This is a genomic window from Moorena sp. SIO3E8, assembly GCF_010692445.1.
Taxonomy (GTDB): domain Bacteria; phylum Cyanobacteriota; class Cyanobacteriia; order Cyanobacteriales; family Coleofasciculaceae; genus Moorena; species Moorena bouillonii.
This window is the reverse complement of the sequence record NZ_JAAHHM010000065.1, coordinates 1-21,449: the sequence shown is the minus strand read 5'-3', so window position 1 is coordinate 21,449 and position 21,449 is coordinate 1. Positions and strand designations below refer to the sequence as shown.

The 21,449-nt window shown below is 43.4% G+C and carries 23 protein-coding genes; 13 read left to right on the top strand and 10 right to left on the bottom strand.

Annotated features, from left to right (window positions below; translation table 11 throughout):
• Positions 1–80 precede the first annotated feature (80 nt).
• Positions 81–491, bottom strand: coding sequence for a DUF2780 domain-containing protein (locus tag F6K46_RS23700; RefSeq protein ID WP_293060813.1), 411 nt, complete (start codon positions 489–491; stop codon positions 81–83).
• 466 nt (positions 492–957) lie between these two features.
• On the opposite strand from F6K46_RS23700, the gene F6K46_RS23695 reads away from it, so the two are divergent.
• Positions 958–1,350 (top strand): hypothetical protein, encoded by a 393-nt coding sequence (locus F6K46_RS23695; protein ID WP_366510739.1) that lies wholly within the window; start codon positions 958–960, stop codon positions 1,348–1,350.
• Positions 1,351–1,494: 144 nt separating this feature from the next.
• On the opposite strand, the gene F6K46_RS23690 is transcribed toward F6K46_RS23695, so the two are convergent.
• Positions 1,495–3,183 carry an NAD-binding protein gene (locus F6K46_RS23690; protein WP_293060787.1) on the bottom strand — a complete coding sequence of 563 codons (1,689 nt, stop codon included), beginning with the start codon at positions 3,181–3,183 and terminating at the stop codon, positions 1,495–1,497.
• An 838-nt stretch (positions 3,184–4,021) separates the two neighbouring features.
• Between F6K46_RS23690 and F6K46_RS23685 the strand changes: the two genes are divergently transcribed.
• From F6K46_RS23685 to F6K46_RS23675, 3 genes are all read left to right on the top strand, one after another.
• On the top strand, positions 4,022–4,429 hold the full coding sequence (locus F6K46_RS23685; RefSeq protein ID WP_075899731.1) for a DCC1-like thiol-disulfide oxidoreductase family protein: 408 nt from the start codon (positions 4,022–4,024) through the stop codon (positions 4,427–4,429).
• Between the two features lie 235 nt (positions 4,430–4,664).
• The gene (ebsA, locus tag F6K46_RS23680) at positions 4,665–5,039 is read left to right on the top strand and encodes a type IV pilus biogenesis protein EbsA (protein ID WP_070393077.1); all 375 of its coding nucleotides are present in this window, start codon (positions 4,665–4,667) and stop codon (positions 5,037–5,039) included.
• Between the two features lie 37 nt (positions 5,040–5,076).
• The gene (locus F6K46_RS23675) at positions 5,077–6,159 is read left to right on the top strand and encodes a phosphotransacetylase family protein (protein WP_293060789.1); all 1,083 of its coding nucleotides are present in this window, start codon (positions 5,077–5,079) and stop codon (positions 6,157–6,159) included.
• A gap of 24 nt (positions 6,160–6,183) precedes the next feature.
• Here the strand turns inward: F6K46_RS23675 and F6K46_RS23670 are convergent, their stop codons facing one another.
• Positions 6,184–6,291 (bottom strand): PT domain-containing protein, encoded by a 108-nt coding sequence (locus F6K46_RS23670; protein WP_293060815.1) that lies wholly within the window; start codon positions 6,289–6,291, stop codon positions 6,184–6,186.
• On the opposite strand from F6K46_RS23670, the gene F6K46_RS23665 reads away from it, so the two are divergent.
• Both F6K46_RS23665 and rbsK read left to right on the top strand, forming a co-directional pair.
• Complete coding sequence (locus F6K46_RS23665; protein ID WP_293060817.1) at positions 6,253–6,453, top strand: hypothetical protein; 201 nt, start codon at positions 6,253–6,255, stop codon at positions 6,451–6,453. The genes F6K46_RS23670 and F6K46_RS23665 overlap by 39 nt on opposite strands.
• Before the next feature lie 223 nt (positions 6,454–6,676).
• The gene (rbsK, locus tag F6K46_RS23660; RefSeq protein WP_293060791.1) at positions 6,677–7,606 is read left to right on the top strand and encodes a ribokinase; all 930 of its coding nucleotides are present in this window, start codon (positions 6,677–6,679) and stop codon (positions 7,604–7,606) included.
• A 219-nt stretch (positions 7,607–7,825) separates the two neighbouring features.
• On the opposite strand, the gene F6K46_RS23655 is transcribed toward rbsK, so the two are convergent.
• Together F6K46_RS23655 and F6K46_RS23650 are read right to left on the bottom strand one after the other, a co-directional pair.
• Positions 7,826–8,389: a Uma2 family endonuclease gene (locus F6K46_RS23655; RefSeq protein WP_293060793.1), complete on the bottom strand. Its 564-nt coding sequence runs from the start codon at positions 8,387–8,389 to the stop codon at positions 7,826–7,828.
• 129 nt (positions 8,390–8,518) lie between these two features.
• Complete coding sequence (locus F6K46_RS23650) at positions 8,519–10,045, bottom strand: HAMP domain-containing sensor histidine kinase (RefSeq protein WP_293060795.1); 1,527 nt, start codon at positions 10,043–10,045, stop codon at positions 8,519–8,521.
• A gap of 179 nt (positions 10,046–10,224) precedes the next feature.
• Here F6K46_RS23650 and F6K46_RS23645 point away from each other — a divergent pair, with 179 nt between their 5' ends.
• From F6K46_RS23645 to F6K46_RS23625, 5 genes are all read left to right on the top strand, one after another.
• Entirely contained in the window at positions 10,225–11,448 is a 1,224-nt protein-coding gene (locus tag F6K46_RS23645) for an RNA-guided endonuclease TnpB family protein (protein ID WP_293060797.1), read from the top strand.
• Between the two features lie 124 nt (positions 11,449–11,572).
• Positions 11,573–12,700 (top strand): ATP-binding protein, encoded by a 1,128-nt coding sequence (locus F6K46_RS23640; protein WP_293060799.1) that lies wholly within the window; start codon positions 11,573–11,575, stop codon positions 12,698–12,700.
• A 187-nt stretch (positions 12,701–12,887) separates the two neighbouring features.
• Entirely contained in the window at positions 12,888–13,331 is a 444-nt protein-coding gene (locus F6K46_RS23635) for a response regulator (protein WP_293060801.1), read from the top strand.
• A gap of 155 nt (positions 13,332–13,486) precedes the next feature.
• Positions 13,487–13,621, top strand: a complete 135-nt coding sequence (locus F6K46_RS23630; RefSeq protein ID WP_293060803.1) for a hypothetical protein — start codon at positions 13,487–13,489, stop codon at positions 13,619–13,621.
• 820 nt (positions 13,622–14,441) lie between these two features.
• The gene (locus F6K46_RS23625; protein ID WP_293060805.1) at positions 14,442–16,109 is read left to right on the top strand and encodes an ATP-binding protein; all 1,668 of its coding nucleotides are present in this window, start codon (positions 14,442–14,444) and stop codon (positions 16,107–16,109) included.
• A gap of 252 nt (positions 16,110–16,361) precedes the next feature.
• On the opposite strand, the gene F6K46_RS23620 is transcribed toward F6K46_RS23625, so the two are convergent.
• Entirely contained in the window at positions 16,362–17,168 is an 807-nt protein-coding gene (locus F6K46_RS23620; protein ID WP_293060807.1) for a PRC-barrel domain-containing protein, read from the bottom strand.
• 148 nt (positions 17,169–17,316) lie between these two features.
• A complete protein-coding gene (locus tag F6K46_RS23615; protein ID WP_293060809.1) occupies positions 17,317–17,439 on the bottom strand; it encodes a hypothetical protein in 123 nt (40 codons plus the stop codon).
• Positions 17,440–17,604: 165 nt separating this feature from the next.
• Between F6K46_RS23615 and F6K46_RS23610 the strand changes: the two genes are divergently transcribed.
• Positions 17,605–17,970 carry a lipopolysaccharide assembly LapA domain-containing protein gene (locus F6K46_RS23610; RefSeq protein ID WP_070393068.1) on the top strand — a complete coding sequence of 122 codons (366 nt, stop codon included), beginning with the start codon at positions 17,605–17,607 and terminating at the stop codon, positions 17,968–17,970.
• Between the two features lie 357 nt (positions 17,971–18,327).
• Here F6K46_RS23610 and F6K46_RS23605 read toward each other — a convergent pair whose 3' ends face one another.
• The 3 genes from F6K46_RS23605 to F6K46_RS23595 all read right to left on the bottom strand — a co-directional run bounded on the left by F6K46_RS23605 (position 18,328) and on the right by F6K46_RS23595 (position 20,654).
• On the bottom strand, positions 18,328–18,681 hold the full coding sequence (locus F6K46_RS23605) for a hypothetical protein (RefSeq protein ID WP_075899705.1): 354 nt from the start codon (positions 18,679–18,681) through the stop codon (positions 18,328–18,330).
• Positions 18,682–19,156: 475 nt separating this feature from the next.
• Positions 19,157–19,663 (bottom strand): cytochrome C, encoded by a 507-nt coding sequence (locus F6K46_RS23600; protein WP_293117406.1) that lies wholly within the window; start codon positions 19,661–19,663, stop codon positions 19,157–19,159.
• An 82-nt stretch (positions 19,664–19,745) separates the two neighbouring features.
• Positions 19,746–20,654, bottom strand: coding sequence for a MoxR family ATPase (locus F6K46_RS23595; protein WP_293068475.1), 909 nt, complete (start codon positions 20,652–20,654; stop codon positions 19,746–19,748).
• 257 nt (positions 20,655–20,911) lie between these two features.
• On the opposite strand from F6K46_RS23595, the gene F6K46_RS23590 reads away from it, so the two are divergent.
• Complete coding sequence (locus F6K46_RS23590) at positions 20,912–21,103, top strand: hypothetical protein (RefSeq protein ID WP_293068478.1); 192 nt, start codon at positions 20,912–20,914, stop codon at positions 21,101–21,103.
• The last annotated feature ends 346 nt before the right edge of the window (positions 21,104–21,449 follow it).

Below are 21,449 nucleotides of genomic sequence, written 5' to 3'. Positions count from 1 at the left end.
GCCCCTACTTTGGGAAAACATACCCAAGTCTTGGGTTGATCCCTGATTACCATCACATTTCAGCCATCCAATCAATCACTCTAGCTCAACACTTTTGCCAAAAGGTTTTTGATCTCGTCCCCACCTTGGTTTTGAACGAAAGACAGGACAATCGGTAGAAATTTGGAAATCATACCACTATCCATTTTTAGTTGAGAAAAACCTCCTACGAGGCTAGCTAGAGTGCCTAATTGTCCAACCTCACCACCCATTGATGCTGCTAATCCTCCCAAGGCTCCCATCATGCCACCACTTTTTGGTGCTGCTTGGAGCAAATCATTTATCCCTGGAATATATTGCGCTACTTGGGCAAAACTCTCATCTCCCAGCTTGTCCTTTGCCAGTTGGAAAATAAGTCCAGCTCCGCCTTGGGCTTGATTTTCTTGCACTCCCAGGCTTTCAGTTAACAGTTGAATAAGTTCCATAGATGCTCTCTTATTGGATTGCGATATCGTTGCCGCCTTAATTTAACATCCGATAGCAAAAATAATCATTTATTTACATTTTTTTAACATAGTTATCTATTACTATTTATAGTTTATAGTTTTTAACACAACCCATAAAATTTATACACAACTAGTGACTTAGAGCAGTAAGTTCCTTTTTGCGCTATAAGCTAGGTGAATTTAAGGGTTAAGGAAATTAACAAAAAATTAATCATTAATCTATAACAATCCGATTCGATTCGTAAACAGTAACAGCTTTTAATCAGGATTGCTGGAGCTATCGGAGTCAGGGCGATTTTCAAGAAAAAATTGCTAGATTACATTTGTTAGATTACATTTGATTACAGGAAACCGCTGCAATCTTAACTAAATTACTAAAAAATCTAAAGTATTGATAATATAAATAAAATATCGCGCTTAAGCTGAATAATTGTTTTCCAAGTTACGTAAAATAAAATCCAGATAAAAGACTTTGACCTATCTGGAGGTTTCTATGGTCAGCTACGCATCACCAATGGGAATGGGAGTTAAGTTAACAGCTAACCCAGGGGATAGAATTGCCACTGAACCCCAAACTATTGAGGAAAAAGCGAAGCAGGTTGCTGTCGATACGATTGATATTACAGGGGATCACATCAAAGTTCCCACTTACTTCGTAGTGAAATACCCTGATGGTGACACCAAGGCACTACACCATGTCAAGGATGCTGAAGCAATTTCCGATGTGATTCGGCAGATGCAACTGCAGCAAGAAGAATGGTCTCAAGGATCACAGGAAGTTAAACATTGGTTGAACCTACCTGGTATGGTTCTGATATTGGCTGGTTTCTTAATGACTTCCATTGTTCTAGTCGGTATTTTCTAACTGCACTAATCCTGCACGAGTAATGATGGATAATGAGTGATGAATGATGAACCTTAGAGAATAGCTAGGGTTGTATCATTCATCCTTCATGGTTCATGATTTGCAGATTAGATTCGATTAGATGCCATGGGTTCCATTTTTAACTTACCTAACCATCATTTGAGGCGGTGTTGTGCGCCACAATTGCTCTAAACCAACTGCTGGCATAGTTAGATACAAAAGATCACCAGCGGCTAGGTTAATTTCCAATAAATCCCAGCCATGAATCGTTTGATACTTAGTTTCTAGATACAGTGGTACAAAGTCAGCGGACCTGGCAGCATCTTTAACACGGCGTCCACAGAACGGATGTTCGATGGTAATTTTAGTGGCTAAGGCAACCCAAAGCGTATCACCAATCATACCATTGCCTAACACTTGTCCACCTAATGCGGCAGCTGCAAAGGAAGGGGTGGCTAATTCTGTGGGAGACAATACTGCTTCAAATTCAAACACTTGCTGTACCATGTGGGAAAAGTGCGGGTCTTGATTGCGGACAACCACTGACAATTTTGAAGCTAGACTTTTGGCACTAAGAGCAATTTCTAAATTGGCTGTATCATCACTAGTAACTGCTAAAAGGGCTTCTGCTCGTTGGATGTGTGCTGCGGTGAGTGTAGCAGGTAAACTGGCATCTCCGTGAATGACTGCAATACCAAGAGAACGAACAATGTTCAGGAAACGATTGTTGGGGTTACTTTCAATCACCACCAATTCATGGCCTTGGGCATGAAGTTGGTAGAGGATTTGGACTCCTACATTTCCCAGTCCACATACAACATAGTGATTTTTGTAGGGAACTCTCGCAGCATCCCAAAACTGTTTGAGTCGGGTACCTAAGACAAAATCGTTTAGTAGAGCATAGCAAATCCCAATCACACCAGCCCCTACTAACATCATCACAGCAGTAAATACCTTAATAGTGTCCGGGGACTTTTCTGCTACTTCTTCTTGACCACCAGCACCCGTAATCATACCCACAGAAAAATATAGAGCATCAACAATAGAGGTTTCTAAGTTGACACACACATAAGTCAATGTGGCTGTAAAAATTATCAGGAGTAGGAAAAGGGTCACTACTAACATTGGTTGAGCATGATGCTGAAACTGTTGTAAGTTTGTGAAAACTTTCAGCAGTTTCTGTAGCCAGGATTGGCGTTTAGGACGAAACCGAGGCTGAGTACCAATAATTAAGCGATCGCCAGGTTGTAACTGTTTGCCCTGAGCTACTGCGGAAACTAGATCTAAGTTCGAGTCCATCGGTAGGTAGTAGATCAACATTCGCGTACGCTCATCCCACAGGTCACTCAACTGTGTTCCCATCCAAGGGTGGCTTTCGGTGATAATCTCTTCGTGTATCGGCCAGGTTTGATTGTGTAGCTTGAGTTGCCCAATGGCTCGATTCCCCATTGCTGCGAAGGCAAATACCGGTGCTGCTAGAGAAGAAACACTCATGCTGACATGATCCGGTAGGGTCTGATCTAAACGAGTACCCAAGCTGCTATTAAACAATCGGTTAACGATCCGAATCCGGGGATTAATCACTCGTGCCTGAGTCAGGATTGCCAGATTGAGAGCATCGTCATTACAGGCGAGAACTAGGGTTTGGGAATATTCGAGTCCAGCGGCAAGTAGGGTAGAAACAGCCCGCAAGTCTCCAATAATAATATTGTTTTCGTCACCAGGCATTACTCTGTTGCTGATTCCAACAACAGCTACTCCCTGCTGCTTCAGTAAGCGGAATATTTTGTATCCAGTGCGACCCAAGCCACAGATAATAATGCGGGGTTTCATGTGTCAACCTTGTTGACCGAAATAATTGTTGTCGTTTTGCATCTAGCTAAGTGTTCTTTTACAATTCTTATCCAAGATAGCTCAAAGAACTGTAGCCGAAGACACTGCTGCTGGGAAAGAAAGGGTAAAATCTCGCCCTGTAAGCCATAGAGGTTAGCTCGAAATACCGATTAACCTTATCCCCTGCTCCTCTGCGTGCCTGCTTCGCAAGCCGATTCAATATATAAATTAAAATAAAATCAATAAATTAGATATATAAATTAGATGATGTAGATGCCTCAGAGCTTATCACTCCCTCGACCCATCACCCCCTGATCACTTCATCTTCACAGGAACTGGCTATAAATATCTACCAAGGTTTACTAGGAAAGGGGTAGCCTCTCAATGGCTGGAACCGTGTATTGACTTAATAGGGCAACCTCCTGCTCGTATATGAACTCGCTGTAGTCAGCTAGATTGTCCAGCCCCAGAAAGTTGAGGATGATCTCAGCTGCTAGCCAAATTGTTATTCTAACCAATAATTGCCGCCATCGTATTATCATTGCATCAGACCTCCTGAGTATAGGTGAGGGAGGTTAGGTTTATAGTTGTAATAATCTGTTCAATTAAGTTATCAGCCTCAATTTTGTCTTTTATGCGCGCGGTATGGAGCAATTCCGTCCCGGTGTGCTTACAGTCGTCGAATTAAATTCGCCACGGGTCCGGTCCGCGTGGGTGTTCGATTCAATTGAAACTTGATAGGGCACGCTTCGGCAATTTTAGGACTACAGTAGTAGTCAAACATAGCGTTATAAGCTATTTTGGGGCAGATAAACTAGGATTTAGGAAAGAGGCAGCAATGGGATATCACGTTATTTACGATGGCGACTGTAATCTTTGTGTGACTCTGGTACAGCTATTAGAAAATCTGGATCAGGGCAAGCTATTTAATTACATACCCATGCAGGATAAAGAAGCTTGCGGCAAATTACGGGTAACACCTCTTGAGTGTGAGATGGGTATGATTTTGATCGATGCTTCTTCTGATGATTGCCGATGGCAAGGAAGTGATGCCGCTGAAGAGATTGGGCGTCTATTGCCATTGGGGAATATCTTTGTATCGGCTTATCGGGCAATGCCTGGGGTGAAGTCGTTAGGCGATCAGGTTTACGAGCAGATTCGGGATAATCGTTACACTTGGTTTGGTAAGCGTTCTACTACGTATAAATCGGTTTACCCAGTAGGTTGCAAGGCTAATCCCAGTTGAGGCTAGACTAGAGACTCAATAAACCTTTATCCACACTTCTTGTAGGAATAAACACATCATCCCCTATTATAAACTGTGGGGATAAGCTTAACCTATAGGAAAGTTCAATGTAATGTATTAGAATACTTATTTTCCTGGACTGATCATCTGATCGTGATGGGTTTTCCATCACGGATATTGTTCCATAGGAATAGTTATATCAATACCATAAACGGCAATTGAGTGATATTCAGCCATGTCGATCGAAAAACTTAAGCCTGCCGACAAAGGAGCTGTCGGGATTTATGTTCCCTACTACCAGGGTAATAAACGCAATCTTTTACCTATAGCAATTAGCCTCTACCAACAAGGGTCTTTGGAAGGTCGTCGCCAGATAGAAGGCGGTGATAGTATTCCCTTCGTTGCTACTTGGTTTGTATCTAATCTTCCTTCGGAACTAACTCGTTGCCGATTACAATTTGATGGTAACGCGGATCTCAGTTACGAACTGACTATGCAAAATTCTGAGTTTGTGAATTATTTAATCGAAGTAATTATGAACTTTAAGCGATTGCGTATAACGGATTTTTCCAAGGCATTCTACCGCAAACTGCTACGCATTGATGAATAAACAACCAGTTCTCTAGTTATAGGAGTGTAAATAAGGGGTGGCAAAATCCGCTAAGTATTTACTAATTGGGTCAACAGAAGCTTACAGCGGTAAGTCAGCAACGATCCTGGGAATTGCCGATCAACTGCAAGCAAAAGGGATAACGATTGCCTACTGTAAACCACTGGGTAACTTTTTGAGTAGCAATCAAGGGTCAACCATAGAGGAAGATGTCCAGTTTATCACTGACATACTTAAGTTGCCAGAGAACATGGTGCGATCGCCTTTGCTGTTTATGGATGCTGAAACCATTGAAAAACGTTTGGGAGGACAAGACTCAACCGATTACCGTCAGTCTCTTCAAGACTATCTCCAACCACTAAATAGTGATGTAGTTTTGGTGGAAGGAGCAGCAACCTTGAGTGCAGGAACTCTGTTTAACTTATCATTACCAAAAGTTGCTCAGACAATTGATGCTGCTGTCTTATTGGTGGCTCGTTTTCACTCAGTTTTACTAGCAGATGCGTTGTTATTTGCTAAGCAACGTCTGGGAGAAAGCTTACTGGGAGTTTTAATTAATGATATTCCCCAAGACAAGCTATCAAGGGTAAAAACAACATTGAAACCGTTTCTGGAACGGCAAGAAATCCCAGTATTGGGAATGCTGCCTAGAAATAATCTGTTGCGCAGTGTTAGTGTTCGGGAACTAGTAGATCAGTTGCAAGCTAAAGTGCTATGCTGCCCTGACCGTTTGGATTTGATGGTGGAAACCTTGACCATTGGGGCGATGAATGTCAATGCTGCTCTGAAGTATCTACGCAAGGGCGTTAATATGGCGGTGGTGACGGGAGGGGATCGCCCAGACCTTCAGATGGCTGCTCTAGAAACCTCAACCCACTGTTTAATCCTCACCGGTCAAGTTCAGCCTCAATCGGTTATTCTCAGACGTGCTGAAGAGTTTGAAATTCCAGTACTTTCCGTTGATTTAGACACCCTAACTACTGTTGAGATTATTGACAAGTCTTTTGGTCAAGTACATCTCCATGAAGCAATTAAGGTGGAGTGTATGCAACAGATGATGAATGAATATTTCGACATTGAGCGGTTGCTCAAGCTACTTGGTTTGAACCCAGCTTTATAGATGCAAGATGCATTAGTTGAAGGTTCAAAGGTTAGAAGGTTCTTCGCCCCGTATTCGGTGTAGGGTAGGTTGGTAGGTTGGCAGGTTGGCAGGTTGGCAGGTTGGCAGGTTGGTAGGTTGGCAGGTTGGCAGGTTGGCAGGTTGGCAGGTTGTTCGGGTAGCGTGGCCTATTGGCCAAGGTTGGCAGGTTGGCAGGTTGGCAGGTTGGCAGGTTGGCAGGTTGGCAGGTTGGCAGATTGGCAGCTTGTTCGGGTAGCGTGGCCTATTGGCCAACGTTTGAACCTTCAACTTTAAACTTACTAAATAAATTCTAACTCTGTTAAAGGTAACTCTATTCAACTAAATATGAAACCAATTCTGGTTTTTGTCACCATTAATTTTGAAGGTTGTCAGGTTATAATGTTTAAGGTTAAAAGGTTCAACCTTGGCCTATGGCCACGCTACGCGAACAACTTAAGCTTCCTTGCCTTGTAACTCTTTTAAACTTTCAACTTGCTAACTTTTAATTCTGTTAACGATGAAACCAGTTATTGTTTTCGGCAGTATCAATATGGATTTGGTAGCCAAAACTCCCCGGTTACCAGTTCTAGGTGAAACACTACAAGGCCATGAATTTTTTACTGCCCCTGGTGGGAAAGGGGCAAATCAAGCTGTGGCGGTGGCAAGGTTGGGTATCCCCACTAAAATGGTGGGGCGCGTTGGTAGTGATGATTTTGGAACTCAGCTAGGCCACAGTCTAGGCGTAACCGGTGTTGACACTGATAGTGTTTTGGTTGAGGAGGGGGTGAGTTCTGGGATTGCAGTGATTTCGGTGGATGAGGCTGGGGAGAATACCATTATTTTCGTGGCTGGTGCTAATGGGCATGTTAATGAAACTGATGTGGAACGCCTCAGTAATTTGTTGCCAGGAGCCGCTGTTTTATTGATACAGTTGGAGATTCCCATGTCCGTGGTGCTCTTAGCAGCAGCGGCAGCTCAGAAAGTGGGTTGTCCAGTGATTCTTGACCCAGCACCAGCTCAGGAGTTGCCAGAGGAACTGTATGGCATGGTGGATATTATGACACCGAATCAGTTGGAAGCCTCTGTACTAGTGGATTTTCCTGTCGATACCATAGAGTCAGCCAAGAACGCATCAGAAGTACTGTTGCAACGAGGTGTGGATACGGTGATTGTGACCTTAGGGGAGCAGGGGGTTTTCTGTGCCACTGGTTCTGAATCGTTCTTCGTCCCCGCTTTTTCTGTTGAGGCTGTGGATACTGTGGCGGCTGGAGATGCGTTTAATGGTGCAATGGCTGTGGCAATAGCCAAAGGGTTACCCTTGCGGCAAGCGGTAGTATGGGGAGCTGCAGCTGGGGCGCTTGCTGTGACTAAGGCTGGGGCTCAGCCTTCTTTGCCTGATCAAGAGACATTCAATGCCTTTCTCACAGAATTAGGTATTAGCTATTAGCTATGATAGCATGATAGTCTTAGATATTAGATATTAGATATTAATTCTTAGATATTAGTGATTGCTAATAGATCATTTACCCGGAATTTGCTACTACTGGAAATCCTGATGGTGGACGTACTAATTAGTACTAATTAATCCAATTGGAGCAAATTATTTAATTTTGGTAGTACGTTTATATAAAAACTCAGCCCTTAAGCACTCACTACTATACAGTAACTAGACTGTAACATTCTCATAAATTAAGGAGATGGGACAACTAAAATCAATGCTGGTCAAGTGAATTTCTTCTCCTTCTGTGTAGGGATTGAGTTCCCATTTGCCTTGTGGATTGCGCCGGAAGCACTCGATAGTGATCTGTTGAGTATCAATCAAAAGGTATTCTTGTAAGGTTTTGATACGGCGATAGTTAGCAAATTTGCGACCTCGATCAAAGGCTTCAGTGGAGGGAGAGAGGACTTCTGCAATCAGACAGGGATGATAAATGACTTTGAGGGCATTGCTGTCTCGTTGGTCGCAGGTTACCATGACATCGGGGTAGTGAAAGGGGCCTTTTTCCGATACACCCACTTTTACACTAAAGATAAAAGGACGACACGAACCTCCCCCCAAATGGCTTTTTAAGGCAGTCGCAAGATTCAGAGCAATGGTTCCATGGGGAATAGTTCCCCCAGTCATAGCATAGACTTCGCCGTCGATGTATTCATAGTTGAGTTCTTGCTTTTCCTCCCAGTCTAGATAAGCTTCGGGAGTCATGTACTCTCTGTGATAAGAAGCAACCATAACCACCTCACCTATTAAGTGATGTCTTTTATGTCCTGTTTTGGAGCTAGTTGAGCTTATTTTCAACTATAGCGCGAAACTCCCCCTGACCGAAACCGCGACATATGATAAGACAAAATATTTTTGCTTTCATACGTGCTCGCTTTCGACAGGGCTTTCAGTGTTGTTTTTTCTAAAAACGGGTATTGTAACCGTAAACGTTGTGCCTTGGTTGAGAGTGCTTTCAACTTTGATTTGACCGTGGTGATTCTCAACTATTGTTTTAGCGATCGCTAAACCTAGCCCAGCTCCTTTTGCTGTATCATAGGGTCTAGCTGGATCAGCTCGATAAAAGCGATCAAAAATGTGAGGTAATGCTGATGCACAGATGCCTTGACCGGAATCAGTTACCTTAACTTGAAGGAGGTAGCGCGGTCTTGGCAGTCCCCCCCATGAGGGACTACCAGTGAGGAATTGCAGGTTTGTTGGCCTACGTTTGCTGGGAGGTTCTAACTGTTGTAATTCCACTTGAATAAATGCTTCCCCTGGAGTTTTGGTAGAGGCGGGTATGTATTGCACAGCATTATTCACTAGATTGGTAAATAAACGTACCAATTGATTCCAATCCCCCTCAAGGGTAAAGGCATCTTCGTCGAATGTTGGATTTTGGAATTCCTTACTAGGGCAGGGTGGCAGAAATACCTCACCAGCCCCCATCTCTTCCTCTGTCTGCTCTGTCTGCTGTGTGCTCTGTCCATGATCGGGATTGGGGATTTCAATCAAGTACAGGGAAATACCTTTGTCTGTAGCAATCAGTTGTTGCTCCTCGATCACTTCCATTAGCAAAGCATCTAGGTGGACTAATTGCCACTGGGGTTTTACCATACCGCTATCAGCACGAGCCAAAAACAGCAGGTCATTGACCAGTTTTCCTAAGCGCTGGGTTAATCGCTCTATCACTTCGAGTTGGTGCCGTTGCAACTCAGATGCCAAATCGGGATCCCCCAGAGCAACTTGCACGTTAGTCTGAATCGTAGCAATTGGGTTTCTCAGTTCGTGGGAAGCATCAGCAGTGAATTGTTTAAGCCGTTGGTAGGACTCTCTTACTGGCTTCATAGCCATACCAGATAGTAACCAACCAATAGCACCAGTAGAGATAATCATCACCACTGTACCTAGAGTCAGATCAAATATCAGTTGGTGGCTGGGTTTGGTGACTTCAAACCATGGGTGGCTCACCCGTAAATAACCCAAGATATAATCCTCGATTTGCACCGGTTGGGTTAACTGTCGCAGGAGATGCTCTGCTGATAAATGAACGGTTGCCCTAGTGGTGTTGGTCTTTAAGGGAATAGTTAAGGGCTCAGAGAAGGTTGACCACAGCAAATCCCCCTTCGGAGTAAACCACTCCAGGTCAATGTGGTCATCTTCTACCCGATCACTATTGTCTCGAAAACTGGCTTCAATGTTGAATTGGTAGGGCATCTCGCCATGATCCACAGGTTGAATCACCAGTGATCGCTCTACCACTTCTACGACATGTTTGAGGGTGTCATCAACCCGTTCAATCAGGGTGTGGCGGACATAAAGATAGACACCAGTTGCAAATAATAACAGTAACACTGCTGTGACCGTAGTATACCACAGAGCAAGGCGTCGGCGAGTAGTTTGAAACATGCTTATTTAACAAATAGGGGAGTTTGAGGGGTCGAAATTCCCGATTCCTCTTAGGGTGGGGATGGATAGACCCCTGGCCTATGGCCACGCTACGCGAACAAAAATATTTAGCGATGGGTTGAGGACGTACCACAAAATATATATAATGGTACATAAGGTCGAGAGATGAGGTGAAAGTAGTGAGACATCAGGCAGTCAAGGTCAGAATATATCCAACTCAAGAACAAGTTCAGATACTTGCTCAGCACTTTGGTTGCGCCCGCTGGTGGTGGAACTATGCACTGAATCAATGCATAGAAACTTACCAAGAAACTGGCAAAGGATTGTCTCGTGCTGCCCTCAATTCTATGTTGCCAAAACTCAAAACAGACAAGGAAACCGAATGGCTGAAAGATTGTTATTCTCAGGTGTTACAGGCTGTGAGTCTAAATCTTAGCCGTGCGTATCAAAACTTTTTTGAGGGTAGAGCTAAGTATCCCAGATTTAAGTCATACCATCACCGTCAATCAATCCAGTATCCACAGCGCGTCAAGCAAGTAGGTGATTGTCTTAAATTCCCTGGGAAATTGGGCGTTGTCAAGGCTAAGATTCACAGGGAATTAGACGGAGAAATCAAGACTGTTACAGTCAGTAAAACTCCGTCTGGCAAATACTACGCTTCGGTGCTGATGGAGTATGAATTAGATGGCGTAAAGCCTTCCACGGATGGGAAAGTGATTGGGATTGATTTGGGTATCAAGGATTTTGCTATTACCTACGATGGCGAAAAGACCTCTAAATTTGGAAACCCAAAGCATTTAGCTAAGTACGAACGAAAATTAGCCAAAAAACAGCATATTGCTGCCCGAAAGAAGAAGGGGAGCAATGGGCGAAATAAAGCCAGAAAAATTGTAGCTAAGGTATACGAACGGATTGGAAATGTCCGCCAAGACTATCTGCATAAGCTATCCAGAAAGATAGTTTTTCAGAATCAAGTAGTGGTAGTCGAAAACCTAAATGTCAAGGGCATGGTTTGTAACCATAAACTAGCTAAAGCAATATCTGATCTAGGTTGGGGAACCTTTGTCAATTTCCTTTCTTATAAGTGTGAAAAAGAAGGAAAGGTATTGGTTGAGATAAACCGGTGGTTCCCCAGCTCTAAAACCTGCTCTAATTGTCATTACCAAATCAAGGAGTTGCCGCTTGATGTAAGGGCTTGGACTTGTCCAAGTTGTGGAACTCATCACGACAGAGATGGTAATGCGGCAAAAAATATTAGAGCAGAAGGTATCAGAATGCTATCCTCCTCTGGAACGGGGGAGGTCAACGCCAGTGGAGAAGAAGTAAGACCAAGACGTGGACGCCCGTCCAGGTTAAGGCATTCTTCCGTGAAGCTGGAAGCCCCAACCTCTACGTTCCCGTAGCGTGGCCTACGGCCAAGTAGGTTGGGGTAGTTCACATCGTTCTGGTTTGTAGGGATGTTGTCTGGAACGTCTCTACAAGGAAGGTTTGATTGATTGTTCCTTGTCCGACTTGTCTGCCAAAAGAATGACCCTTCAAAAAAGCGATCGCATACCAGCAAAACCATCTCTAAGCTCTCGGGAATACCTGTTTCAGTCCCTAGTGGACAATTCTCCCGAGTGTATAGGGGTATTTGACCGGGAATTTCGTTATGTCTATGCTAATCCGTCCCTGTCCAAGGCCATTGGGATCGCCCAGTCAGAATTGATCGGCAAAACCCATCGTGACCTGCAGATGCCAGAAGACTTTATCCATTTATGGGATAGAGCCATGGAAAAGGTGTTTGCTACAGGTCAAGAAAAGAGCATTGAATTCCAGTGGATCAAAGAGAATGGGCGACAGTTTTATCAATCCTTTCTGGTGCCAGAGTTGGCCAGTGATGGTTCAGTAGAATTTGTCTTGGGGTTTAGCTGCGGGATTAGCGATCGCATAACCAATACAGAATTTTCAAGGTGGATTGAGCAGTTACAGAACTCTAACCGAGAACTGGAACAGTTTGCTTATGTGGCTTCCCACGATTTACAAGAACCCCTGCGGAAGGTCAAGAGTTTCACAGAATTGCTGGTGGAAGAGTACCAGGGGAAATTGGATCACGAAGCAGACAAATACATGGCTTACATTGTTGATGGTGTTTTCCGCATGCAGAGTCTGATTAAAGATCTGCTCGCCTACTCCCGTTTGGGTCGGTCTGAACTGACCTTTGAACCCACAGATATCGCTGAAGTGCTTGAACAGGTTCTTGAAAACTTGAGTGTTACCATTAAAGAAAATCATGCTGTCATCACCCATGATCCACTGCCAACTATCTCAGCTAATCCCCAACACATGGTGGAATTGTTCCAGAATCTAATCAGTAATGGCATCAAATTCCGTTCCGAGGCAACTCCTGAGATTCACATTGAAGCTAAGTTGCAGGAATCCAAATGGTTAATAGGGGTTCGAGATAATGGTATTGGTATTCCAACCAAGTATGCTGAACGAATTTTTTCCATATTCCAACGACTACATGGTAGGAGCAAGTATCCCGGTACCGGGATTGGTTTAGCCATTTGTCAGAAAATCGTCCAGTGTCACGGTGGAAATATTTGGGTCGAATCCGAGTCTGGTGTTGGCTCAAGATTCTATTTCACCTTGCCAATTCATCAGAGTTGGTAGCCAAAGATGGCTGATGGGTTTGTGGATAAAAAATCAATAATAAATGATATGATAGCCAAGTTCAACTAACCCAATGTCTTGATGCAGTCGCTCATGGGGGAAACCACGGCAGTCGCTCATGGGGGGGACCCCCAAGACCGCGCTGCCTTCCCAAGACCGCGCTGCATCGCTTTCAATTAACTATGATATGTACAGTAAATTCCCTGAAATTCTGCTAATAGAAGACGATCCTGGAGATATAGAACTCACCAGGAAAGCACTCAACAAAGCGAAACTGGGGATTAACCTCCATGTGGTTATGGATGGTACTCAAGCCCTCGCTTATCTCTACAGAGAGGGGGAGTATTCTGATTCCCAGCAACCTGACTTAATTTTGCTAGACCTAAACCTGCCTGGGATGAATGGACAAGAGATTCTCCAGCATATCAAAGGTGATGATAACCTCAAGCAAATCCCCGTTGTGATGCTGACCACTTCAGATGCTCAGGAAGATATTGTAAAAAGCTATGACTTGGGAGCTAACTGTTATCTTAAAAAACCAATTAGCTTAAAAGAATTTGACAATATTATCGAAGCCCTAGAAAATTTCTGGTTTAGTGTTGTGAAGCTACCGCCGCCAGAAACTAGCTAGTGCCGCTGTGGGAAATTAAAAATTAAAAATTAAAAATTAATTAAAAATTAAAAATTAAAAATTAAAAATTAAAAATTATTAGATGTTTAGGTAGTGGTAAAAATGTAGTGGTTTTCCTAAGGTCTGATCAAGGTTTCGGCTGTTAATATCGCTACTTGTGTATCACTACCCTTGTTACCTTTCCCCTCTCCCCACACTCTTCCCCCGATTCCCGATTCCCGATTCCCGATTCCCGATTCCCGGTGCGTAGCGCTATAGCTCAGAAACCATTAGCCTCAAACCTAATCTGATCATCCCTAATGCCTTCAAGGATACACCTAATTTTTGAAATCTTACTAAGTAGGTGTGCATAAATAAACGCAACTAAGGCCGGGCGGGTTTTGACGGTTAAATCGCTTATGTAGCAAGACTTTCGGATAAACCCGCCCCTACAATTTTTTTACGTTTAAGACCGACCTACTTACGATTACAGCTCCTCATATAGCATTTCTCTTTGAGTTGTAAACAGAATCTCTTAAGGCAAGGCAAGAGGCTTGCATACAAAAAGCAAAAGGGGAAAGAGATCCTCAGTTTTATTGGACAATAAAAAAAGACCATACAGGTTTACATCTCATTTATAAAAGTTATAGCGTTTCTAGGACTCATGAGGTACACAGAATTGTTTGACTATTGGCTCTTGCCTCTTCTGTGTTACCTGCTCCCGTCTTGATGCAGTCGCTCATGGGGGAAACCCCCAAGACCGCGCTGCATCGCTGCTCCCTGCTCCCTGCTCCCTACTCTCTGCTCCCTAAAACCCAGATATTTGTACCTCACAAGTCGTAGAATTGCTATATATTGCTATATTTAAGATTAATTTTATAATTCGAGGCTAAATTACCCATCGAATACCCATCGAAGACCATAAATGGGTATACTTTTTAGTATTTTCATCCCCTTAATCTCAAGGATTATACGGATTTTATGTCCATTTTTTAGTAAATTATCCGTATAATTACTGAGATAACGACTAGTGAAATCACGGTGGAAACAGTTTTTTTTTTAAGTCAATATTAACATATTAGATTTAAATCTAATCTAACCGATGTTTTTTGATTAGTTAACGGTATTGCCATGTCATCAACTTACCTACCAATAACTTCTCCTTCAGCTGATCAAAGGAATTTCCCTGTCCCTTCACCAGTCCCTGCTTCAGTCATTTATTTTCAGAATAAACTCCCCACAGAAAGACCAGACCATTCTGATTGTACCCGAATCCTCTTAATTGAGGACGATATCCAGGATGTTGAGCTGATTAAAGCATTACTCAAAAAGGCCAAACATTTTCCAGCAACACTCACCCATGTAGAGACCTTAGAGCAAGGTCTCGAATGCCTAAAGTATGGAAATATTGATATCGTACTCTGTGACCTGTTCTTACCCGATCAGCAAGGCTTAGAGACATTTTGTGAAATTTATGCCCAGTTTCCCGAAGTGCCTATAATCATTCTGAGTGGACTGACTGATGAGAATTTAGCCATAGAAGCGCTACAAGAAGGAGCACAAGATTACTTAGTTAAAGGAGAATTTGATCGGAACCTATTGATACGAGCGATGCGCTATGGCATTGAGAGGCAACGACTGCTGTTAGCACTGAAGCGAAAAACTGAAGCCCTACGAGCCAGTGAAGAACAATTTCGCACCATGATTACCAGAAATGCTGATGGTGTTGTCATTATTGATCACAATCGAGTGATTCAATTTGTTAATCCCGCAGCAGAATACCTGATGAACTGTAAAGCGGAAAAACTCCAAGGAGAACTATGGTGCAGTTCCTTAGTGGTTGGCCAATCTACAGAACTAGATATTCGCTCCTCCTATGGAAAAATTGTTATTGCCGAAATCCAGCTAGTAGAGATTCAATGGGAAGGAAAAAAAGCCTATATGGCATCACTGCGAGATATCACCACTCGCAAGGAAATAGAAATTGCTCAGAAGGAACTGAATGATGAGTTAGAACGTCGGGTTGAGGAGCGCACAGTTGAACTAAGAGTAGCTAATGCTCAGCTCCAAGTTTTGGAACTTAAACTACGTCAATCACTGGTTAAAGAGAAAGAATTGAGCAATTTTAAATCTCGGATTATCTCTAGCATTTCCCATGAGTACCGCACTCCATTAACTACAATTTCTTCATCAGCAGCAATCCTGGAACGGTACGGTCATAAAATCAATCCGACTCAGCAAGTGAAACATTGTAGACGTATTCAATCCATGGTTCAGCACCTGACTGGTTTAGTAGATGATGTGCTATTTATTAACAAGACAGAATTTGACCAACTAGATTTCCAAGCAGCACCTATAGACTTAGTTATATTTTGTAATAAATTAGTTGATGAAATCCAATCTAAAACCACAGATAAACACCAGATATTGTTTAGCCATGAAGGTGACTATAAGGACTTCAAATCAGATCCTAAGCTGTTACGGCAAATGCTAACTAATCTCCTCTCTAATGCTATTAAATATTCTCCTCAAGGAGGCAAAGTTGAACTTAACGCTAAATGTGAAACTAATCAAGTAATACTGGAAGTTAAAGATGAAGGGATTGGCATTCCTAAGCACGATCAAGGTGAGTTATTTAATTCCTTTAGTCGCGGGAGTAATATCGGTTCCATAGGGGGAATTGGATTGGGATTATCAATTGTAAAAAGTTATGTGGAACAGCATCAAGGAGAGATAGTTATGGCAAGTAAAATAGGTGTAGGTACTCGTGTCACAGTCTCTTTACCATTTCTTCCTTAGTGGTTAGTATGACTAAAAAAAAATGATTTATTTAACTGCAAATTTTCATAAAATGCGAATACTAATATAGTTTGTACAACCTATTTTTAAGCTATGATACAACCTTAAGTTAAATACGCTTTATTAACTACTTATTATCACTATTTGGTTTTAGTTAATGGAAACTGGAAACTGGAAAATTCCCAATTCCCAATTCCCAATTAACAGCCATAGGTAAAAATTATCGCCTCATCACAAATTCTTAGACTTATGTTAGGTTTTGTCTTTCAACTGCTTCGTAACGGATTTGGCTTTATCCTGTAAGTGTGCGGTGGTAGCTTTGGCTGTGTCTTTCAACTGCTCAGTCACTGATTGAGCTTTATCTTTCAACTGTTCGGTGGTAGCATTGGCTTTATCCTTCAACTGTTCAGTGACTGATTGGGCTTTATCTTTCAACTGTTCTGGTATATGTTGAGCTTTTCGTTTGACAGCTTGAAATTCCTGCACAGTTTTTTGATAATCTTCCTTGATCAGGTCTGTAGCTTGACCAATTTTTTTATTAAGTCCTTCCCCATACGGTTTACTATTTTGAGCAACTGTCTCCAGTACAATAACCCGCTTGCTGCCAATACTCGAAATTGCTACGGGTGGGAGTAGATACATACCATCCATAACCCCATGCCAGCCACTGTCGGAGAAGAGATAGTTAACGACACTACCGCTTTTAGGTTTGAGTAAGTAGTCCACTAGCTTACCAATTTTGTTACCCGCATCTGTCCACACCTCATGTCCGATCAGTGAATCCCAAGACTCGGTTTTCTGTTGAGCTTTGTGATTTTTGCTAGTGTTGACGAGAATACTATCGGTGCCAATACTCTCTACTTGACTCCAAGCAAAGTACCGTTTTTTCGTCCCAAGTAATCCAGACTTACACCTTAAGGCAACAACTCGATGAGCTTGATAGTCCAACAATAGTTGATCGACATGACCAATTTCTTCGGTGGTCTGACGCTCTAATACTAGACGATTGAGTAACTGGCTCTGCCTGATCGGTTTGGGTTGGATAAATAGTAAAGACATCTGTTCATGTCTCCAATAGTTAAGAACTGGCGGTCGGAAAAAGACACAGAAGGCTCAGCAACGGTAAGCTATCAGGTAAGCCTATGCCCTACAGATGGTGCTACTTGAGGTGCCGTTAGCGGTCAGCAGTCAGCTATCAGCTTATGGGCTATGGGCAGGCTACTGTTTGCCCAGCGTGCGCGTAGCGCAATCGGTGCTTTTGAATAAGCGATGCAGCGCGGTCTTGGGGGTCCCCCCCATGAGCGACTGCATCAAGAAAACAGGTAAACATTATTCAATGCTCCGGTTCAAGGTTTATTTTAAACTGACGGCTGACCGCTGACCGCTGAATGCTAAATGCTTGTGTACTCCTCTGTGATTTTTTCCATCTAGATTTTAGCTTACAATAATTGAGTCAAGTCTGATCTAGGGGATTACCAAGGAGTGAGTTGAGACTATGCGCTTATTGTTTTTGATTTCAGGCTTCGTGATCGGCTTAGCTATAGCAGCTATTTTATTCGCCCTCCAAAATAAAGCAATTGTGGCGGTAAACTTTGGGGTTTGGACTGTAGAAGAACCTTTATCTCTAGTGATTCTTTTAACTCTTTCTATGGGCTGTTTAGCCGGTTTATTAATCTCCACACCTACTCTAATTAACCAAAGTCGTAAACTAGCTCGGCAACGGAAACGGATTAATGAATTAGAGCAGGATTATAATGAAACAATAGGAAATATTGAGAATCAACGCAAAAGGATAGAGTACTTAGAAGATAGTTTAAAAAGTAAGATAGGTGCTTCATCAGCAGAATCTGAGCCGCAATAGCTGGAAAACTGTTAAGCATTTAGGGGTCAGCGGTCAGCGGTCAGCGGTCAGCGGTCAGCGGTCAGCGGTCAGCGGTCAGCGGTCAGCGGTCAGCTAAAATCAACCCTGCGTAGGGTGCGCCTATGGGCAATGGGCAATGGGCAAACGGTAGAATTTAATAGTTCGAGATTAATGAGAATTGAAAGTCAACATAAAAGTAGATCAGCATAAGTAAAATAGATTAAACGAATAGTTACCTCTTTTTTTTAAAAGCTGTTCGCGTAGCGTGGCCAAAGGCCTTTAGCTGATAGCTGATAGCTGATAGCTGATAGCTGTTCGCGTAGCGTGCGCGTAGCGCTTAAGCTGATAGCTGATAGCTTACCTATTTGAACTACTGATCAAGGATTCAAACTCAGCTTTTAATGATTCAAAATCTGCCACCCTTGACACTAGTAAATTATCCTTACCAGCATCATTTAATCGTTGTTTCCAATAACTGATGATTTCTGGGTGATTCATCCAGAATTCAATCACACTGTCTACAGCTTGATCTATACCCCAATCTGCCTGGGAGGGAAGGGTTTCAGCTGATTCAATTAAAGCATCCAGGGTACAGTGATAAGTACCTAAGTATTTCAGCCGGGGTGGGACTTTTCTCTGACTCAACGTCTGTTGATGATTGAAAAAGTCTAGGACAGGAGATACTCCTAAGATTTCAAAGGTGTATTTCATAGGTTAAATACCTTCCTTTTTACCAGTTATCCTTTTCACCAGTTACCTCAACCTTTCCAGCCAAGGTGATCGAGATTAGTAGATTTTGATGAGTTTTGTGTTCTGTGTTCTGGATCAGAACTCTGACTGTTTACTAATCCTATAGAACTGCTATGCACTAAATACTAAAGGAATTGTTAAATTGGTTTTGTAGTAATTGTAACACAATGCTATAGGCTGTAACACAGGGAACAGGGAACAGGGAACAGGGAACAGGGAACAGGGAACAGGGAGTCGGGAATCGGGAATCGGGAATCGGGAAGAGTGAAAAAATCTTGTGTATCTGATTAGACTAGAAAGTGCTATAATTCCCTAATATCCCTATCTACCTATCTCCCCACCTCCCCATCTCCCTATCTCCCCACCTCCCCATCTCCCCATCTCCCTATCTCCCTATCTCCCTATCTCCCCATCTCCCTATCTCCCCATCACCGGATTACTGGGCATCTTGCCATTCTGGGGTCAGGGTGCGGTAATCATAGTTTGCGACACCGGGATGACAAGTCACACAGGTTTTAACCCCAAAGGGCCGAGGGATTTTGACTCGGGGATGCAGGGCATTGAAATAACGGGATTGGGTCATACGATAAGGGACTTCTTCGTCTTTGTTATGGGGACGGGAGAAATCTCGCAAGTATTGCCAGGTGAGCAATAAACTTGGACCAAGCAATCTTGGTAGTTGGGTACCATAATGTTCGTTTGGCTCTAACAATAACCGACGCCAGGTTTCGGTAGGCAATACTTCTGGTGGTAAAGCAATGTGACAAGCGGAACAGTTTTCTAGGTAAAGGTCTTTGCCTAATTTGTAGCGTTTGGACACTGGGTCCATGGATGCGATTACTTCGGTGGGGTTGGAGCTAACTGTTTCTGGCTCAATCGTATATCCTACGGCTCGCTCCAGTCCCCATCCGATGCTAATACTCCAAAAAATTAGCAATAACAATAGAACCCAAGGTGAACGTCTACGGTTTCGCCTTGGGTTTCTTGACTTAAAAAATTTGGACATACCTCACACACAACACTCTTTAAGGGATTGGTACAGAGCGCAACAATTGCTCAACAATGGGCTGAGCACGACGCCCCCCCGACGTAATGAGACGATGGGACAGTACATAAGGTGCCAGGAACTTGATATCATCTGGAATGGCATAATCTCGACCTTCCACAAAGGCTAGTGCCTGGGTTGCCCGTTGTAAAGCAATGGTACCGCGAGGACTGACTCCTAAGGTGACATCTTCGGCGGAACGGGATGCTCTGACTAAATTGAGCATATACTCTTGTAGTGACTGTTCTACTTTGACCTGGTGACAAAGATTCCGTAATTCTAATACTTCATCGGTGGTGATACAGGGGGTGAGCTCGGAAACCATCATTCCTTCTAGATGGCGTTGCAACATCTGGAGTTCTTCTTGTTCTGTGGGATAACCTAGGGATAAGGATAATAGGAATCGATCCATTTGGGCTTCTGGCAAGGGGAAGGTACCTTGATATTCCACTGGATTTTGGGTGGCAATCACGAAAAAGGGCTGAGGTACGGGACGCGATCGCCCATCTACGGTGACCTGCTGCTCTTCCATTACTTCCAATAAGGCTGACTGGGTCCGGGGTGTGGCTCGATTAATTTCATCAGTTAGCAAGACATGGGTAAATACTGGACCTGGCAGAAATTCAAATTCACCACTGCGCTGATTCCAGATATTGGTTCCGGTGATATCGGTAGGTAAGAGGTCAGGGGTACATTGAATACGTTGAAATTTGCCATCTATGGAACGGGCTAGGGATTTTGCTAGGAGTGTCTTGCCCACACCAGGGACATCTTCCAGCAAGGCATGACCCCCAGCCAATAGGGCCACAATCACTAGACGAATGGCATCTGCTTTACCAACAATCACACGACCGAGATTTTCCTGGAGCTGTTGAATTCGTTGTCTCATATAGCAGTGTTCAATTGGGTGAGGGACAAATTATTGGAGGGAGCAGGGAACAGCGGATCTGGGAACAGCGGATCTGGGAACAGGGAGCAGGGAGCAGGGAGCAGGGCAAACATCGGTTTGTGTACTTCATTAATATGAAAACCGCTATCAGTTTTAGAACATGCCCTATCTCCTATAAGCTAGCAAGGCTTTTGGGAAAATGGGAATTCACAAGAGTGTGGGGAGATGGGGAGATGGGGAGATAGGGAGATGGGGAGATGGGGAGATGGGGAGATGGGGTTTATCATACTTATGAGGTTGATGCAAGTTTCTTACCCCGATTCCCGATTCCCGATTCCCGACTCCCGATTCCCGATTCCCGATTCCCGACTCCCGATTCCCGTGAACAGAAACCCCTAAGATTCAGAGTCTTCTTCCTCCATGGGCAGACTTTTATCAAGAAAAATTAAAAACTTCCCATCAGGCATGAGCTGTTTCAGGGTATGGGAATACCTCCTAGCATCAGAAGGGTTCCAGAACCGAGCGAAAACTAATGGTGGCCTGCCTCGCAATAGGCGAATCATGACCCACGGGTGTAAGCTGGGACTATAAGACATAATTTAGGTATCTCCTTGAAAGGGGAGCCAGAGCCAGCCTTGGGCGTGTACATCTTCGGGCTGGCTCTTACTTTGTCGGGTAAGGTAGGAGATGTTACCATCTCCTCCTCCCCTAAGAACCGGACTTGAGACTTTCGCACTCATCCGGCTCAAGCCTATTCAGTCCACCCGGGAATGTAGATGCTTGTGCTTGGCTTTA